The 15,163-nt window shown below is 44.4% G+C and carries 16 protein-coding genes and 1 riboswitch; of the genes, 2 read left to right on the forward strand and 14 right to left on the reverse strand.

Annotated elements, in window-relative coordinates; all coding sequences use genetic code 11:
- Positions 1-67: 67 nt before the first annotated feature.
- From ACE4RR_RS11850 to ACE4RR_RS11905, 12 genes are all read right to left on the reverse strand, one after another.
- Complete coding sequence (locus ACE4RR_RS11850) at positions 68-1,225, reverse strand: ROK family transcriptional regulator (protein ID WP_375535629.1); 1,158 nt, start codon at positions 1,223-1,225, stop codon at positions 68-70.
- A gap of 102 nt (positions 1,226-1,327) precedes the next feature.
- The gene (locus ACE4RR_RS11855; protein ID WP_375535630.1) at positions 1,328-2,101 is read right to left on the reverse strand and encodes a sugar phosphate isomerase/epimerase family protein; all 774 of its coding nucleotides are present in this window, start codon (positions 2,099-2,101) and stop codon (positions 1,328-1,330) included.
- A gap of 17 nt (positions 2,102-2,118) precedes the next feature.
- The gene (locus tag ACE4RR_RS11860) at positions 2,119-3,075 is read right to left on the reverse strand and encodes a glycoside hydrolase family protein (RefSeq protein WP_375535631.1); all 957 of its coding nucleotides are present in this window, start codon (positions 3,073-3,075) and stop codon (positions 2,119-2,121) included.
- An 84-nt stretch (positions 3,076-3,159) separates the two neighbouring features.
- Entirely contained in the window at positions 3,160-4,215 is a 1,056-nt protein-coding gene (locus tag ACE4RR_RS11865; RefSeq protein ID WP_375535632.1) for a Gfo/Idh/MocA family protein, read from the reverse strand.
- A gap of 228 nt (positions 4,216-4,443) precedes the next feature.
- Positions 4,444-5,520, reverse strand: coding sequence for a Gfo/Idh/MocA family protein (locus ACE4RR_RS11870; RefSeq protein ID WP_375535633.1), 1,077 nt, complete (start codon positions 5,518-5,520; stop codon positions 4,444-4,446).
- A 20-nt stretch (positions 5,521-5,540) separates the two neighbouring features.
- Positions 5,541-6,698, reverse strand: a complete 1,158-nt coding sequence (locus ACE4RR_RS11875) for a Gfo/Idh/MocA family protein (RefSeq protein ID WP_375535634.1) — start codon at positions 6,696-6,698, stop codon at positions 5,541-5,543.
- Positions 6,699-6,816: 118 nt separating this feature from the next.
- Entirely contained in the window at positions 6,817-7,584 is a 768-nt protein-coding gene (locus ACE4RR_RS11880; protein ID WP_375535635.1) for an endonuclease/exonuclease/phosphatase family protein, read from the reverse strand.
- A 104-nt stretch (positions 7,585-7,688) separates the two neighbouring features.
- The gene (locus ACE4RR_RS11885; protein ID WP_375535636.1) at positions 7,689-8,234 is read right to left on the reverse strand and encodes a hypothetical protein; all 546 of its coding nucleotides are present in this window, start codon (positions 8,232-8,234) and stop codon (positions 7,689-7,691) included.
- Between the two features lie 203 nt (positions 8,235-8,437).
- Positions 8,438-9,802 (reverse strand): magnesium transporter, encoded by a 1,365-nt coding sequence (mgtE, locus tag ACE4RR_RS11890; protein ID WP_375535637.1) that lies wholly within the window; start codon positions 9,800-9,802, stop codon positions 8,438-8,440.
- A 167-nt stretch (positions 9,803-9,969) separates the two neighbouring features.
- Positions 9,970-10,134, reverse strand: a riboswitch (M-box (ykoK) riboswitch).
- A complete protein-coding gene (locus ACE4RR_RS11895) occupies positions 10,131-10,451 on the reverse strand; it encodes a hypothetical protein (protein WP_375535638.1) in 321 nt (106 codons plus the stop codon). It overlaps the preceding riboswitch by 4 nt.
- Positions 10,452-10,662: 211 nt before the next feature.
- On the reverse strand, positions 10,663-11,874 hold the full coding sequence (locus tag ACE4RR_RS11900; RefSeq protein WP_375535639.1) for a cation:proton antiporter: 1,212 nt from the start codon (positions 11,872-11,874) through the stop codon (positions 10,663-10,665).
- Positions 11,843-12,334, reverse strand: a complete 492-nt coding sequence (locus tag ACE4RR_RS11905) for a cation:proton antiporter regulatory subunit (protein WP_375535640.1) — start codon at positions 12,332-12,334, stop codon at positions 11,843-11,845. The genes ACE4RR_RS11900 and ACE4RR_RS11905 overlap by 32 nt, the downstream gene beginning before the upstream one ends.
- A 120-nt stretch (positions 12,335-12,454) precedes the next feature.
- On the opposite strand from ACE4RR_RS11905, the gene ACE4RR_RS11910 reads away from it, so the two are divergent.
- Entirely contained in the window at positions 12,455-13,120 is a 666-nt protein-coding gene (locus ACE4RR_RS11910; protein WP_375535641.1) for a DUF4328 domain-containing protein, read from the forward strand.
- Positions 13,121-13,138: 18 nt separating this feature from the next.
- Entirely contained in the window at positions 13,139-14,056 is a 918-nt protein-coding gene (locus ACE4RR_RS11915) for an LCP family protein (protein ID WP_375535642.1), read from the forward strand.
- A 298-nt stretch (positions 14,057-14,354) separates the two neighbouring features.
- On the opposite strand, the gene ACE4RR_RS11920 is transcribed toward ACE4RR_RS11915, so the two are convergent.
- Entirely contained in the window at positions 14,355-14,609 is a 255-nt protein-coding gene (locus ACE4RR_RS11920; protein WP_375535643.1) for a NifU N-terminal domain-containing protein, read from the reverse strand.
- Positions 14,610-14,697: 88 nt separating this feature from the next.
- Positions 14,698-15,159 carry a helix-hairpin-helix domain-containing protein gene (locus tag ACE4RR_RS11925; protein ID WP_375535644.1) on the reverse strand — a complete coding sequence of 154 codons (462 nt, stop codon included), beginning with the start codon at positions 15,157-15,159 and terminating at the stop codon, positions 14,698-14,700.
- Between the last annotated feature and the right edge of the window lie 4 nt (positions 15,160-15,163).

Genomic DNA, 15,163 nt, shown 5'->3' on the forward strand with positions numbered 1-15,163 from the left:
TATAAAAATTTTTTATGAAAATGACAGCCTGCTTCCTGGAAAGAAAGCAGGCTCGGGAGGGAGATGGTTAATGCTGCTCCTGTTTTTGAAGAAAGCCATACAAGAATGCTAAACTTGCTGCGCCGATTAATCCGATATGGCTTGCTAACCCGGACGATTCGACGGCAACGCGCTGCTGGCGTGCCAAAAAAGATCGTTCATTCACAATTTTTTCAATCGTAGGCAGGACAGGGAAATCACTTTGCGCGAGCCTCCCACTGATAATGACTTTGGGGACATGAAGCATATTCATAACTGACGTCAGCACCGTCCCGATCTGCTCTCCGGCCGCTACTAAAGCTTGCAATGTTTGTTCATCCTTGTGTTGAAGGCTGATCTGCAGTTCTTCAAAGCTTATCTGCAGCTTATCCAGGACCGCAGCTTCAGAAGCATACCGTTCCAGGCAGCCAAAGTTGCCGCACCAGCACGGTTCTCCTCCAGGGATATACGTCATATGCCCGAATTCACCGGCGCCGGTAATTCCCCCGCGAAATAATTTTTCTTCAATTACAAACCCGGCACCAATTCCCTGTCCAATAAAAATATGAATAAAATCGGTATGAAGTGTACCTTTTCCAAATATTTTTTCCGCAAGTGTCATCGCACGGACATTGTTATCCAAAAAAACAGGTATTTGAAAGTGTTTTTCTATATGAGCAGTAACATCAATATTTTTTAACCCTAAATGATCAGCGTTTAACAGCTTTCCCGAATGAAAATCAATCAACCCGAGGGCACCGATACCGATGGAATGAACGGTAATTCCATGCAGATTATTAACGAAAGCCTCCATCTCGCTGGTCAGCATCCTTAGAAACGTTTCGGCCGTCATTTTTTTAGGAAGTCTTATTGTCTCCTCTTTGACGACATTGCCGTTTAAATTGATGAGACCAATTTCAATATCGGATAAACTTATATGGACTCCGAGCACATGAGTAGAATTCCCATTAATTTCAAGAGCCACTGAACGACGGCCTGCTCTGGCTTTCCCTTCCTCCATATCGCCGAGGATTCGGATATAATCTTCTTGGATCAAGGTGGAAGTAATGTTGGTAATTGTCGCTCTCGTCAGTTTGGTTTTCTCCGCTATTTCCTGTCTCGAAATCGGCTGATATTTCATAATCATCTGCAGAACGAGGGATTTATTTATTTGTTTAGTTCGTGACGTATTCTGACCGACCAGCATAATGGTCTTCCCTCCAATTGATTCTTTATTTTGTCTTCTGTGAATCTCCATTTTTCGGCAGGGCTGGACTTTCAATATTGAAAAATATTTGTCTATTATACTCTAAATACTCGATGCCAGCTTGTTATTCATCACTTTTACTGCATGCCTCACCTGCTCTGCCGTGGAAAGGTGCTCGAAATGAAAGGTAATGTGAATGCCTCGTTCCTTCAGACACTTGAAAATTTCATTATAATTAATATCTCCTTCACCGAGCGGGACTTCCGTCCGCTTATCCGTCCGGTAAATTCCATCCTTAATATGGCCGCCGATAAACAGATGACCCCACTCCGATATGGCCTGAAATGGATCACTTCCGTTTACGTGAAGATTCGTCGGGTCGAAATTAAGCTTTAAATTCGTATGATTGACCAGCCGATATAACTTTTCAAAACGCTCCAGGGTGTTCACAAAGCAGGGGGCGTGATCGATTTCGATCGCAAAAGGCAGGCCATGGTCTGCACAAACTTCCGTTACCTCTCTTGTAAACTCAGCCAGGTAAGCCCAGGTATCCTGCGGGGCTGCGTCTTCCGGCGCCGTCAATGTACGGCTGAATAATGGAATGTTTCCTATCAGGAGGGCACCTTCGATGATTTTTTTCAATTTATCTCTTGTATCGTTCAGCTGGGAAGGGTTACAGAGGGGGATGCCGATTCCTGCCGTAGTGATCGTCAGCCCATAATTCTCGGCTGCCTTTTTCCATCGCTCTGCCGCTTTTAAATCAATCAGCTCAGCAGCCGATAATTCAAGGGCCTGCAGATTACAGTCCACAGCCAGCTGAATAATTTCGTCCATGCTGTTGTATTTTATATCGGATATTCGCAGTCCAAAATTCATATTGCCTCCTCCATTCCTTAACAATCTACTTTGCAAAGCCGCAATTCATGGGAGCCGTCTTCACGTGTGTATTCATAGTAATACCAGATCCTGCCCTTATGTACTATCGCATCAATGTATCGGACAGCGCGGCCGCCGGCAGTTTCAAGAGCAGGGCCGTCCGTGCTTACCTTTGCAAAAGTTTTTAAATCAAACGTGACCGCAAGTGCTGCTTTTTCTTCATAATTTTGTTCAACACCGGCGCTCCCGTCCCAGATGGCTGTATACATTCCGTCGTTCTCTAGAATTGTAGTCAATCGTGATTGATATTGATCCCAGTTATTCACGCCGACCGGCAGTACCGTATTCTCCCACATAAAATGAATGCCGTCTTCACTAACAGCTAACCCGGTCATGGCAACAGCTTTCCCAGTATTATGAACATCCCCCGTTTGATGCATTTCTTCTTTCGAGCTTCCATGGAACGCTTTTGCATACACAAAATACATAATATAACCGCCGTTCACCTTCAGTAGATACGGATCCTTTACCCCCTCTGCGTTAGGTACATCGTTGGCTGTTAACACTTTTTTTCTCTCAGCAGCATGAAAAGAGTCCGGTTTTTCTGCTTCTATCATGTCAATGCGCCAACGGCTGTCTGCTGGATCAACGTAACTGATATAAAGGCGGTATAAATGATCATGAACTTTTAATAAAGAAGATCGTTCGATTGAACTTGAATGCAGTTCTTTTTTATGAAGAGACCATACATCCTCGAAGTGCTTCCCATCGCTGCTTTTTGCAATCCGCACTTCAAAGCCTCTTTCATCTTCTCCGTGCCCTCTCGGCTGGCGGAGCCTGTAATACAAATAAAATGCTGCTTCTTTTTCATCAAACAGAATAGTCGGTGCACCTGCCCAGTAGCCTTCCCCAGTTCCTGGCGGCCCGATGACCTGTTTACCTTTTTCCGGGTCAAATATGTTCACTAAATTCATAAGTTTCTCCTCCATTATGTTAATTTATTTAATTAATCAATAAAACAAGCTGTTTTTATCTGAGAATAGAGTAGGAGTGCCATTTTATTTTTGTTGATGATTCTGTGCTTCGATCGCTTTTTCTACGAGACCGAGCATTTCCGCTCCATAATGAAAATCGAGCTCATAAGGAATACTTTTATCAATAATATCGTAGAATTCCTGATACTGACGCCCTCTCGCCAGTCCAGAAAACTGATGTCTTTTCTCTATCGATACAGGGGTCCGTTCATTCTCCCATCGGCCCTGGTCATTCTGTCTGCGCAAAAAGACATTTTCGTTCTGATCCATCCATATCGCTGCCCTCCTGCCTACTATCTCCAACCCGTGGCCATCCGGCGGCAGAATCCGGGAATTATTCAAGTTTACAATCGCTCCATTTTCCAGTTTTCCGATGATCGCACTCACATCGTCATTGGTAACTTCCCCGGGGGAGATGCTGTCGGATTGCGGCCTATTTTTGATAAATGTGCCCAACTCCGTCTGTACTTTCCGGAGGGGTCCTGCGGTGTCTCTTAAGAAAAAGGAAAGTAAATCAAATTGATGCACCCCAAAATCAGCTATGGCTCCGGCACCGGAGGTTTCCTTTTTCATTCTCCACTCTAGTTCAAGACTTGAATTTCCGATCCTCGCTCCGCCGATTCGATGTCTGTAAAAGACGATTTCACCCAGAACATCCGAATCAATTAATTCTTTAATCGCCTGGGCATATGGATGATAGCGGTATTGCATCCCCATATAATGCACCACCTCCATCTCTTCTGCTTCTTTCGCAAGCTGCACTGCTTCCTGATAAGTTGTGGACAACGGTTTTTCGCATAATACATGAACTTTTTTCTCGAACGCTCTTCTCACAATCTCAGCATGGGTATGATTATCGGTGCAGACAGAAACTGCGTCCACCCTGTCCAGCAGTTCATTTAAATCCTTGCAAAGAACACGCTCTGACAATTGATGCTTACCCACAAAATCTTCAGCGTTTTCCCTTTTCAAATCGTAGACAGCCTCAAGCCTCCACTCCGGAACAGCTTGAATTCCGAGAAGGTGATCATTTGCTACCCCGATTCTTTTACCGGTTCCAACGATTCCAATCTTTTTCATTGCCGCACCTCATCTTTATTTTAGATAATTGATTAATCAATTAAATTAATTATATAAACGTCATTTGACGGATGTCAATAATTATTCAAAAATTTTCGAAAATTTATCTGCAGCTACCGTGACAGGTTATTCATTGACGTGGAACCACCTCCTCTGCTGAGCGGCTTTCAATCTCAAAAGCTTTCCGTAAATCCAGCAGGGCAGGCAGTTCTTGTCAACAATAATTTGTTATGCTTCTATACGGACGGCGGCCTCCTGCGCCTGCAGGCAAAGCTCCGCCGCTTTAAAAGCGTGTTCCTGTGTCATCGCATTTTCGGTACGGTGTAAACAATCAAGAATGAATTCGCCAAAAAACGGAAATCCTACTTCGCCCTGCAGGGAAAAATGCTCGCTTCCCTTCTCATTAACTAAATACAAGTGATCCGGCTTCGAATCTCTCATAATATCTATATATTTGCGCAGCTCAATGTACCCTTTTGTTCCTAAAATAAAAGTACGCCCGTCCCCCCAAGTATCCAGCCCGTCCGGTGTAAACCAATCAACCCTGAAATAATTGGAAGCGCCGTTATCTGCAACAAGGGTGGCATCTCCATAATCCTCAAGCTCTGGATACTCCTTATTATCATAATTTGCGACCTTACTGTGAAGAACGTCAGCATCCTTACATGAAGCAAATGTAAGAAACTGCTCAATTTGATGGCTGCCGATATCACATAAAATACCGCCGTAATACTCCTTTTGAAAAAACCAGTCCGGGCGCGCCGGGGCATTAAGCCTATGCGGGCCAAAGCCGGTAACCTGTACTACTTTACCGATGGCTCCGTCGTTTATCAGCTGCTCTGCAAAAACCGCACTCTCCACGTGCAGCCTTTCACTGTAATAAACCATGTATTTTAAACCTGTTTCTTCTGTTTTCATTTTCGCAGCTTGTAATTGTTCAAGTGTTGTAAACGGCGCTTTATCTGTAAAATAATCCTTTCCGTGGTCCATCGCTTTTAACCCGAGCTCGCAGCGCTTTGACGGAATGGCAGCTCCTGCGATCAGCTGTACCTCCTTATCGTTTAAAATCTGCTCCTCGGAAGAGGCGGCCTGAACCGTTGGAAACGCCTTCAAAAATGCCTTCACCTTATCCGGATCAGGGTCGTACACCCATTTTAAAGCTGCACCTGCCTCAAGCAGCCCGCTGCACATTCCGTAAATATGTCCATGGTCCAGGGAAATCGCAGCAAAGATAAATTCTCCGTCAGCTACTACTTTATTGGGCTTGCCCTTCGGCGCATAATTCATTCCATCGTTTCGATCCATATTCTCTGCTCCTTTCTGTCTTAATGTGTGTTATCCACGTTCAAAGTAAGGTTGATATCCTTCTTATTCACCGTGGATTTATTGATATTCTCCTGCAGATGATGGAGATAGAGATCCCCGTCGAATGGCAGCTCCACCCAGTTATCTGTCCATGCTGATAACTGCATTGCATTCGACAGCGTCAGTGAATTCAGTCCTTCTTCTCCCGGAGCCAGTAAGGGCTCTCCGTGGAGAACAGCGCTGCTGAAATTTTTAAGAATTCCGTGGTGGCCAGTTTCTTTACCAGTCACCGGAACCTCACATTTCCAACATTCTGGTTCACCGAACCCACCGGTGAATTGCTTATTAAACTCAGGCTCCGGTACACGGAGACGCCAGAACGTCAGCCTGCTGTCCTCGACGACGATTTTACCTCGCTCCCCCGTTATTTCTAACCGGTTCGTCCCCGGCGCCTCCCCCGTCGATGTTATAAACACACCGGTTGCTCCATTTTCATATTCTGCAAAAGCGGTTACCTCGTCTTCTACTTCAATGTCGCGATTTTTTCCAAAATAACAAAATGCTCTGATGCGGGATGGCATCATGCCTGTGATCCACTGCCATAAATCAAGCTGATGCGGCGATTGATTAATCAGCACTCCCCCGCCTTCTCCTTCCCAGGTCGCGCGCCAGCCGCCTGAATCATAGTAGCTCTGAGAACGGTACCAATTCGTGATAATCCAATTAATACGCTTTACTTCGCCGAGCTCTCCGCTCCGCACAAGGTCTCTTACTTTTTGATACAAAGGAGAGGTGCGCTGATTAAACATCATCGAAAATACACAGTTACTTTCAATTGCCTTTTGATTCATTTCCTTGACCTGCTTTGTATGTATGCCGGCAGGTTTTTCGCATAATACATGCAGCCCACGTTCAAATGCCTTCGCTGCGAGGCGGGGATGCGCCCCATGCGGCACCGCAATTATAATAGCGTCAATGCCATCTGATTGAAAAAAATCATCCTCATTATTAAAAAGCTGTACACCGTTCAAATTATTTTCAGCCCAGGCGAGCCGCTCCTCTCTCACATCTGCTACGGCGGCAATCTCTGCCCCTGGAATCTCCTGATGATAAAGACTTAATGCATGAGCGGTTCCCATGTTGCCAATGCCAATCACACCAATACGAACTTTCTTCATTTAACGGCCTCCATTCCTCAGAAATCTCTTTCTCCCTGTTAGAATAGAGGATTTTTCCCGCTGCCGCTATCTTGTTATTAGCTGAAATGTTCCCTTATTTATACGATATTGCTCTTCTTTATGAGATTGGAAGTTGAACAGAAGTAATGACCGGGTAATGGTCTGATGGAAAACGACCGTCTATTTTGTTCCGGAGAATTTCTGCAGGGAGATAGGAAATATCGTTCGAGACAAATATGTAATCAATCGGTTCCCCGCCGTCTCCTCCTTTAAAATCATGAAACGTCTTCCCGATATTTTGCTGAGAGCCAAACGTATTTAAAAAAGTCGGTTCCGTCTTATCCAGCTGTTGGATAGCCGGGCTGGCCGGTTTTGCATTAAAATCGCCAAGGACGATAAAAGGGGAATAGTTCTGCGAGCCGATAAAGTTCTGAATAAGGCGGACGCCGTTGATTCTAGCGGTTTCACCAACATGATCAAGATGAGTATTAAACACATAAAATGAGGATTGTTGGTTTTTTAAGTGTTTAAATTTAGCCCATGTACATATTCTTGGAAAGCTCGCATCCCAGGACACACTCGCAGGCACCTCCGGAGTGTCCGAAAGCCAGAATGTATCTTGGGTCTCGAGCTGCAGAGCATTGTCATTATAAAATACAGCACAGTGCTCATCCAGGCTCTCCTCACTTCGGCTCCTTCCAATCCATGAATAGTGGGGCAGTTCCTTCTGAAGATCTTCGAGCATACTGCGTCTCGCCTCCTGCACCCCGATTACCGCAGCACCAGATTCCTGTATGAGTTTCGCTGCAGATAAAACCCGATTCGGCCAGGCGTCAGCACCGTCTTCCTTTATATGAACACGAAGATTAAAGGTCATTATTTTCATAATTCTGTTTCTCCTTTCGCATATCGATTATACATCAAAAAAAAAGAAATCTTCTTGACCGATCAAAAAAGTCTGATGCCACTGGCACCAGACGTTCTCTTCATTTATAGATCATACATTCTTTTTTGTTTGTCGGTAAAGCGAAAAGTCATTCTTTTTCCATTTTCTACAGAACACACGTGCAAAAGCTCCGGTGAATCGCAGGAGGAATAAATGGCTGTTGCCGCCAGTCCTTTTGCCACGCGGGAAATTACTTCTTCATTTTTTTCAAAAAGGTACACGGACCATTGCTTCTCTGTCTGCACAATCGGCAATGTTAAATGCTGGGAACTCCAGGCACTCGGAAATTCCCTGAACTGCAGCCAGCCATTTAAGGCACCCTGCTCTTTCTCCAGGAATGGAAGCAATTCACCAGATAACAGGACAAGACGGAAATAGTAGTCTGTGTCGTTTTTAAACCAGAGCGGGGATAGATCATTCCACTTCTTTTTTAAAATATATGTCAGAAGCTGAGGGAAACGTTCATCAAGCGGATATTGTAAGCTCTCGGAAACGATGGCATTAACCGTCCGCTGCACTGCCTGCTTCCAAGCGTCCATCTGTATGCCACCTGCATAGAATTCATTTGATGATTCAAATCTTTCTTCCATTTCCCCATCCCCCTTCCGTTACTTCCATTGTACGAGACGAGTAAATTAGTGTAAATGTATTTTTGCGATTTTACACTCTAATTTGACAACTTTTTTTTCGTGCGATAAAACCAATTAAAGTGATGAAAAAACTCCCCATATGGATACTGCTTCTACAAAAATCCACTAATTATTTGCAGAAGTAGTTCCAATAGGGAAGTTTTTTATTGCACATATGGAATAAACGACGTTGCCACAGTAAAATAAATAAGCAGACTGATTATATCGCACAAAGTCGTAATAAATGGACCGGAGGCGATGGCGGGATCCATTTTCATTTTATCGATTGCCAATGGAATAATTGTTCCGATAACACTGGCTGTTCCAAGTGAAAGGAGAATGGACATTCCGACGATCAGGCCGAGCATGATATTTTGATATATGACTGCAAGCAGAACAGCAATTACAATCCCCGACATTATTCCTATAAAAAAGCCTGTAAAAAATTCGCGGGTAATCGTTTTCCATAATCCACGTTTTTCTAAATTTCCTGTTGCCAGCGCTCGAACTGATACAGCAAGAGACTGGGTTCCGGTATTCCCGGCGGATCCCATGATTAACGGAATAAATGCAGCAAGCAGCACTACTGATTCCAGTGTAGCTTCAAATCGGCCGATAACTTCTGCGGTGCCAAGCCCTAAAAACATCAGCAGCACGATCCACGGCGCTCTTATTTTTGCAGCCTTAAAAGAATTTACAGAGATATCGGTCGACCCTCTCGAAGCGGTCAATTCTCCGAAGTCCTCCGTTGCCTCTTCTTCTAATACATCGAGCGCGTCATCGACAGTGACGATCCCGACCAGCATATTGTCATCTGTCACGACAGGAGCAGCAAGGAAGTCGTATTTTTGAATAAGCTGGGCTACTTCTTCCTGGTCTGTATGAATATTAACGGCCACAACCCTGTTGCTCATAATGCTTTCGATCGTTTTTTCGGATGTGGAAGTGATAAGATCCCGAATCGAAGTAACACCGACCAGCTTTCCATGAACATCGGTTACATATAAATAATAAATCGTTTCCGCATCCGGCCCCTCTTCGCGGAGAAGTTCAATTACTTCACTGACGGTATTGGCGGCTTTAATCGACACAAATTCCTTTGTCATTATCGCCCCGGCAGTTTCTTCTTCATATGTCAGGAGCTCTCGGACATCACGGGCATCCTCATCATCCATCGCATGTAGAATGTCTGTCACATTTTCGTTCTCAAGCTCGCCGAGAAAATCAGCGACATCATCCGCATACATATTATTAAATACTTCAGCGGCATACTGCTTATTCAGCTCAACGGCTATTTCTTTTTGTTCCTCAACATCCAGTCCTTCAAAAATTTCTGCAAATTCCTCCGGACTTAAAAATGCATATACCCTGCGGCGGTCCTCTTCTCCAAGACTTAAGAATACATCAGTCTGATCGGCCGGATGAAGCTCTAAAAACAACTCGCGGAATTGGTCTATATCATCCTGAACTGCTGCGTGTATTATTTGATTCATGTAATCTTCCCTGGTCTGATCATTTAATTTAACCATAGCGCCGATCCTCCTTTTCTGTATCCGAACACTATATGCAAAGACATGTGCTCCCGTGTTATATTCTTAACCTCATTACTCGTTATTCCCTAAAGCAGAGCCTGCAAAAACACGCCTTCCCTTAGAATGGAAGGCGCGTGCAATAAACTTGCTTTATAAAAACAGGCACGGGTCCCCATTCGTAGAGCTTTAGCACTAAACGGCATAGGACAAAGTCCAGCTGCATTAAAAATCACCTTATCTCGATGATCTCTGTTGACCCATTGGCGTCTTTGGACATTTTTGGGCAGCAGCATTTCTCCGTTCAGGAGCCTCACCTAACGAGGTATTATTTTAGAACTTGAATCAATTTCATCATTAATTTTCTGATTGTAAACACGAACATTTCGATTGCAGCGAAAGGCGAAGCATCCAGGTTGATGTACTTTTCAGCGGCCTGGAAATGCTTGAGGAGAAGACCACGAACGGCAGCCTGCTGCCAAAGAGGCGGAAGCCAAGCACACGGAAAGCGTTTGCCTGAGCCTGGATTTACGACTTTGTCGGACAATGGTTCCGTTATTGGCCAGAAAGTAAGCCGAATTTCCCACCATTCCAGTAAACAGCGGATCTCCTGTCCACCTTCAGCCAACGGACCAGTTTTTTCGCTCATCGATCAAGGCTGGAAGCAGAAATCAAATGTTATTGAGAACCCTGTTAATATTCGCATTTTTGTTATGAAATGGACTTATGAATTTTTTCAGTTATATAAAAATTTTTCAGCATACTCTTCCAATTTATGAAGCGGGTTTCTTGGAAACTCCATGCATGAATATAACGTCCACGCCTGTAATTGTCAATGCATCCTTCGATATTTAGGTTATTCAACTTCCCGGCACTTTCACTTTCTGGAGCTTCTGTTTTTTTCCAAAGATCGCCGTTGTCAGTTTCGGAGCATAAATAAAAAGAGCGATTCCGATACTCGAGGAAAGTAAAATAAACATACTGCTGAATGCCATCACTTCGACGGCTCCAATGCTTGCAATTATAATCGAAAATTCGCCGCGCTGGGTAAAAGAAAGACCGGCCCGAAAGGAAACTCTTCTCGTGAGTCCGTACATTTTACCACCAACCATTCCGACTATCATTTTTCCAAGCACACCCCACACAACAAGTATCCCGAGCAATGCCGGGGAAGTAATCCCCCCATCAAATTCTATCTGCGTTCCGAACCAGAAAAAAAATAAGGGCAGCGACAGCTCTCGGATCGGCAGAACAAGAGGCTCGAGCTGCTCACTTTTCCGAGCTTCGGCAATCATAATCCCGGCAAGAAAAGCTCCTAATACCTCTGAAAGACCAAGCAGCAATGCAGCCCCGCTGTAAGTAAATGCAATTCCGATCATCAGAAGATGTAATATTTCGGATCCGGCTGTCCGCTCAAAAAAGTTGGAAAGTTTCGAAAATACAAAGCGTCCCAATGCTATCGCTATCACAATCATTCCGAAGACTTGTCCGATTAACAGAGATACATCCATCCAGCCAAGGCCGTTCCCGGCAGACATTCCGACAAGTACTGCAACGATAACCGGGGCAGCTAAATCCTCAAAGATCAGCACACCGAGTAAGAATTCTGATTCTGGATTTGCCGTACGCTTTGTGGATTCAAGCATTTTCATTGTAATGGACGAGCTAGTCGCGTACAGAACTCCTCCAATAAGAAGAGCCATAAAAGGATCCAATCCAAAAAGAAGACAGATCATGACCGATAATACGAAATTTAAAAATAAATCAAGCATGCCGGCCGGGGTCACTTTTTTTGCGATCCCGGCCAGCTGTTTCATCGGAAATTCCATGCCGAGCATAAAAAACAGCAATACAATTCCGATTTCTCCGGCAAAATAAAGGATCTCGGACTCTCCTAGAAATCCGCTTAATGCAATGCCAACAAGTATAAAGAGGATAACATCCGGAATTTTTGTTTTCATACCAGCATAAGCCAGACAAAACATGATCAATAATACAAGACCTGCCGCTAATAATTCCGGCATATGCACATCCACGTCATTAATCACCCTCTCCATTTGCAAGCTGTTCAAAATCGGTTATCTGCTTGCTTTTCCCGACAACCATAACAGTATCTCCCGGGTTCAGCACTTCATCCACATCGGGACTGGCGATTACGTCCTCCTCTCGGAAGATTCCTACTATTGAAACACCCGTCCGCTGCCGTACATCAGCTTCGCCAATTGTTTTTCCGGCAAATGGAGAATTCTCCGTAAGGCAGAACCATTCCATAACAATTTTACTTTTTAACAGCTTCATTTTTTCGGCGTCCACCGGCTGAAAAACGGCTCCCAGCAATTGTGCTCCCAGCTCGCGTGTTTCTTCCGACGTGAGTTCCATAGAAAAATCAGCTTCATCCTCTTCTGGATCTTTGAAAAAGTACAATTCCCGCTTACCAGTATGATGCGTCACCAGTACTATCATGCTGCCTTCTGCCGTCATAAACGACATTTTTTTGCCGATTCCCGGCAAATCTGCCATTTTTACTTTCATTACTGTCTCTCCTTTATGCCCAGCTGCCTTACTTACTATTGTATATAAATATTTATTGGATGAACAGCTTGCCAAATTTTCTTTTTTTCCCTAAAGTGATTTTAGTAAGGAGGTATTTTATTGGAAAAGAACTATACATATAAATCCCCGGACAAGCTTGCCAATATCGTAATCATTCTTGTGCTGGTCTGTCTGCTTTTTTCTGCCGCATCCATTGCCGGAAGCTTTGTTGAAAATACTGTTTATGAAAAATATCCGGACGAGGCAGTTATTACAGATATAAACACGGAAGACAACGCTGTCATTGGTGATATCGCGCTTTTCATCCACCTGCCAAAAACATTAGTATTTCTCACAGCAATTGCAGTGTTTATGATGTGGATCTACCGTATCCATGAAAATGGACGGGCGCTCGAATTAGATGGTACTATTTATGCGCCAGGCTGGTCGGTTGCTTTTTATTTTATTCCGATTGTAAACTTTGTTCTTCCGCTTCTATCTCTGCTTCATCTGTATAAAAGCTGCTGGAAGCGCTGGAAGGAAAAAAACTCTATTGCCGCGAAGGATTCCTCAAAGATATGGCTTCTGTATGCGTGGTGGCTGCTTTTTTGGAGTTCCTATCTCGTATCCAACCCTGCAAGCCTCGCCGCTGGAGAACAAACCATCGCCATGCTGCGCAGCGAGGTTCAATCCTTTATTGTCTCAGAAATTATTTACATCGCAGCAGGAATTCTATTTATTTTCATCCTTCGCAAAGTTACAGCTGTACAGAAAAACATGAAATAGAAAGGAACCGTGCCGGTTATGTGGAAGGCTGCCCTTCTTATATTTATGACAATCTTTTTTACCTTTCTCATCGTGGGGGGCGGCTATGCTTATTATATGTATGAACTTGCCAGAGATAACGTCCGGCAAATGAATGATGCATTCGATGAGGAACTGGGGACAAGCCCGCGGAATTCCTCCAATCTATCAGGCACGGCCATTTTTTTAATTGCAGGGATCGGCGACAGGCCCGGTGAAGCCAGTCTTTCAGATGTTATAATGGTTGTTTCTGTAAATCCCGAGGATGACTCGATTCTCATGTTTAATATTCCGCGGGACACACAGGTCTCTCTTCCGGACAGAAACGGTTTTGACAAAATAAATCACTCTTACAGTTACGGAGGCATCAACCTGCTGAAAGAAACGGTGGAGACCAGGCTTAATGTGAAATTTGATTATGTTATTGAATCAAATATGAATGGTTTTGTAGAGATCGTGGATGTCCTGGGGAATGTGGAAGTGGATAGCCCGTTTGCTTTTTCGCAGAACAACGTGGAAAACAGTGAAACGCATCATTATGAAAAAGGGCCAATTACTCTCGATGGCGAGCGGGCGCTGCATTATGTGCGCATGCGTAAGAACGATCCAAGAGGAGACCTTGGCAGAAATGAACGCCAGCAGCAGGTCCTCTCTGCTCTTCTCCAGGATGCCCGTTCCATTGACACGCTGTTGAATGGGCAGTCACTCTTATCCATTTTAGGAGAGAATGTAAAAACGAACGTAACCATGACTGACCTGCATTCGCTCGCCGCAGATTACCGGCATACCGCTGATAATATACGGACCTTTGAGATACCGGGCTCAAATGCTATAGTGAATGGCATCAGTTACTACGAAGTGAGTGATGAGGAATGGCAGAAAGCTGCTCTGCGCCTGGAGAACCATCAATCGCGATGAGATAGAAGCTTAAGGCAAGGCTTCTGCTAACCGCCGGAAAGTTACCTTCAAGTGGATCTTCAGCTCCTGCTTTTCTACAGGCAGCGACCTTCCTGCCGAGCAGCAACAGCATATTACGTGGACACTGGTTCCGCTATCAGCCGAAAATTGAATCATTTTCCCCGCCGTTTAGACAAATAGCGCCGGCTCCACCCTTGTTTCTTGATTTTCCCAACAAATCAAACGAAAAGCTTCCGGCTATCATTTTGATAACCGGAAGCGATTAATACTTTTCAGTCATGCCTTATCATTACTATTACTATTCCGCTTCATCGAACGCCTGCTGCACCTTTGGCAGAAGCTCGTCCCACTCGGCATCCATCGTTTTATTGACCGTCACAAAATCATTCACTCCAAAAATGTTGTCCACGCCATCAATCTTCAGTAAGGCCTGCGCGATCGGGTGATCCGTATCATCGCCCTGTTTTAAAGATGTACTTTTTTCAAAAATCACCTGATCTGCTGTAAACTTCACTGCATTTGGGTTTGGTGTTGATTCGGCTCTAATTTCCATCGTTGTTCCTCCTCAAATTAACACAATCATTAATTCTAATATTAACACTTTCATTTTAATTATCAAACCAATAGAAGCATTAATCATATTATTCGTACCATGCTTTAGCCGGCCGGTCTACAGGGTAGCCATAAGAACTGCGGTATGATTTTCGCTCTTCCGTAAAATCATACCACTGTTTTGTGCTTCCCGGTTCCTTTGCATGATAAACAATACAGCGCAGTGTATCCTCGACACAAGGGTCGGTCCATACGCCAAGCTTTTGCTCTAATTCATCCAGCCATTCTTCTCCGCTTTTTTCTGCTATTTCTTTCATCGTCCTCAAACCAAGTACATATACAACCTGTTCAGCTGCTTTGATTCCGACTGACGGCACCTGTTGAAATTCAGCGAGGGCCCGCAGAACGCCGGCACGATCCACTGAACAGCCAAGAATAACGGAAAGCTCTGCTTCGCTGCAGGCATTCACCTCAGCCAGTGTGATTTTTTCTTTTCTCAGGGCCCTGCGTTCTTGATCGGTTAACGGAAGCTTCGGGCTCTTTGGCAACATAACC

This window comes from Alteribacillus sp. HJP-4 (assembly GCF_042139015.1).
GTDB lineage: Bacteria > Bacillota > Bacilli > Bacillales > Marinococcaceae > JBHIKY01.

Bases quoted from the DNA above. Each gene is read 5' to 3' on its own strand.
- ACE4RR_RS11875 (WP_375535634.1), bottom strand. From the start codon at position 6,698: ATGAAGAAAGTTCGTATTGGTGTGATTGGCATTGGCAACATGGGAACC.
- ACE4RR_RS11905 (WP_375535640.1), bottom strand. From the start codon at position 12,334: ATGAAAGTAAAAATGGCAGATTTGCCGGGAATCGGCAAAAAAATGTCG.
- mgtE (WP_375535637.1), bottom strand. From the start codon at position 9,802: ATGGTTAAATTAAATGATCAGACCAGGGAAGATTACATGAATCAAATA.
- ACE4RR_RS11855 (WP_375535630.1), bottom strand. From the start codon at position 2,101: ATGAATTTTGGACTGCGAATATCCGATATAAAATACAACAGCATGGAC.
- ACE4RR_RS11915 (WP_375535642.1), top strand. From the start codon at position 13,139: ATGTGGAAGGCTGCCCTTCTTATATTTATGACAATCTTTTTTACCTTT.
- ACE4RR_RS11850 (WP_375535629.1), bottom strand. From the start codon at position 1,225: ATGCTGGTCGGTCAGAATACGTCACGAACTAAACAAATAAATAAATCC.
- ACE4RR_RS11925 (WP_375535644.1), bottom strand. From the start codon at position 15,159: ATGTTGCCAAAGAGCCCGAAGCTTCCGTTAACCGATCAAGAACGCAGG.
- ACE4RR_RS11885 (WP_375535636.1), bottom strand. From the start codon at position 8,234: ATGGAAGAAAGATTTGAATCATCAAATGAATTCTATGCAGGTGGCATA.
- ACE4RR_RS11895 (WP_375535638.1), bottom strand. From the start codon at position 10,451: ATGAGCGAAAAAACTGGTCCGTTGGCTGAAGGTGGACAGGAGATCCGC.
- ACE4RR_RS11920 (WP_375535643.1), bottom strand. From the start codon at position 14,609: ATGGAAATTAGAGCCGAATCAACACCAAACCCAAATGCAGTGAAGTTT.
- ACE4RR_RS11880 (WP_375535635.1), bottom strand. From the start codon at position 7,584: ATGAAAATAATGACCTTTAATCTTCGTGTTCATATAAAGGAAGACGGT.
- ACE4RR_RS11865 (WP_375535632.1), bottom strand. From the start codon at position 4,215: ATGAAAAAGATTGGAATCGTTGGAACCGGTAAAAGAATCGGGGTAGCA.
- ACE4RR_RS11860 (WP_375535631.1), bottom strand. From the start codon at position 3,075: ATGAATTTAGTGAACATATTTGACCCGGAAAAAGGTAAACAGGTCATC.
- ACE4RR_RS11870 (WP_375535633.1), bottom strand. From the start codon at position 5,520: ATGGATCGAAACGATGGAATGAATTATGCGCCGAAGGGCAAGCCCAAT.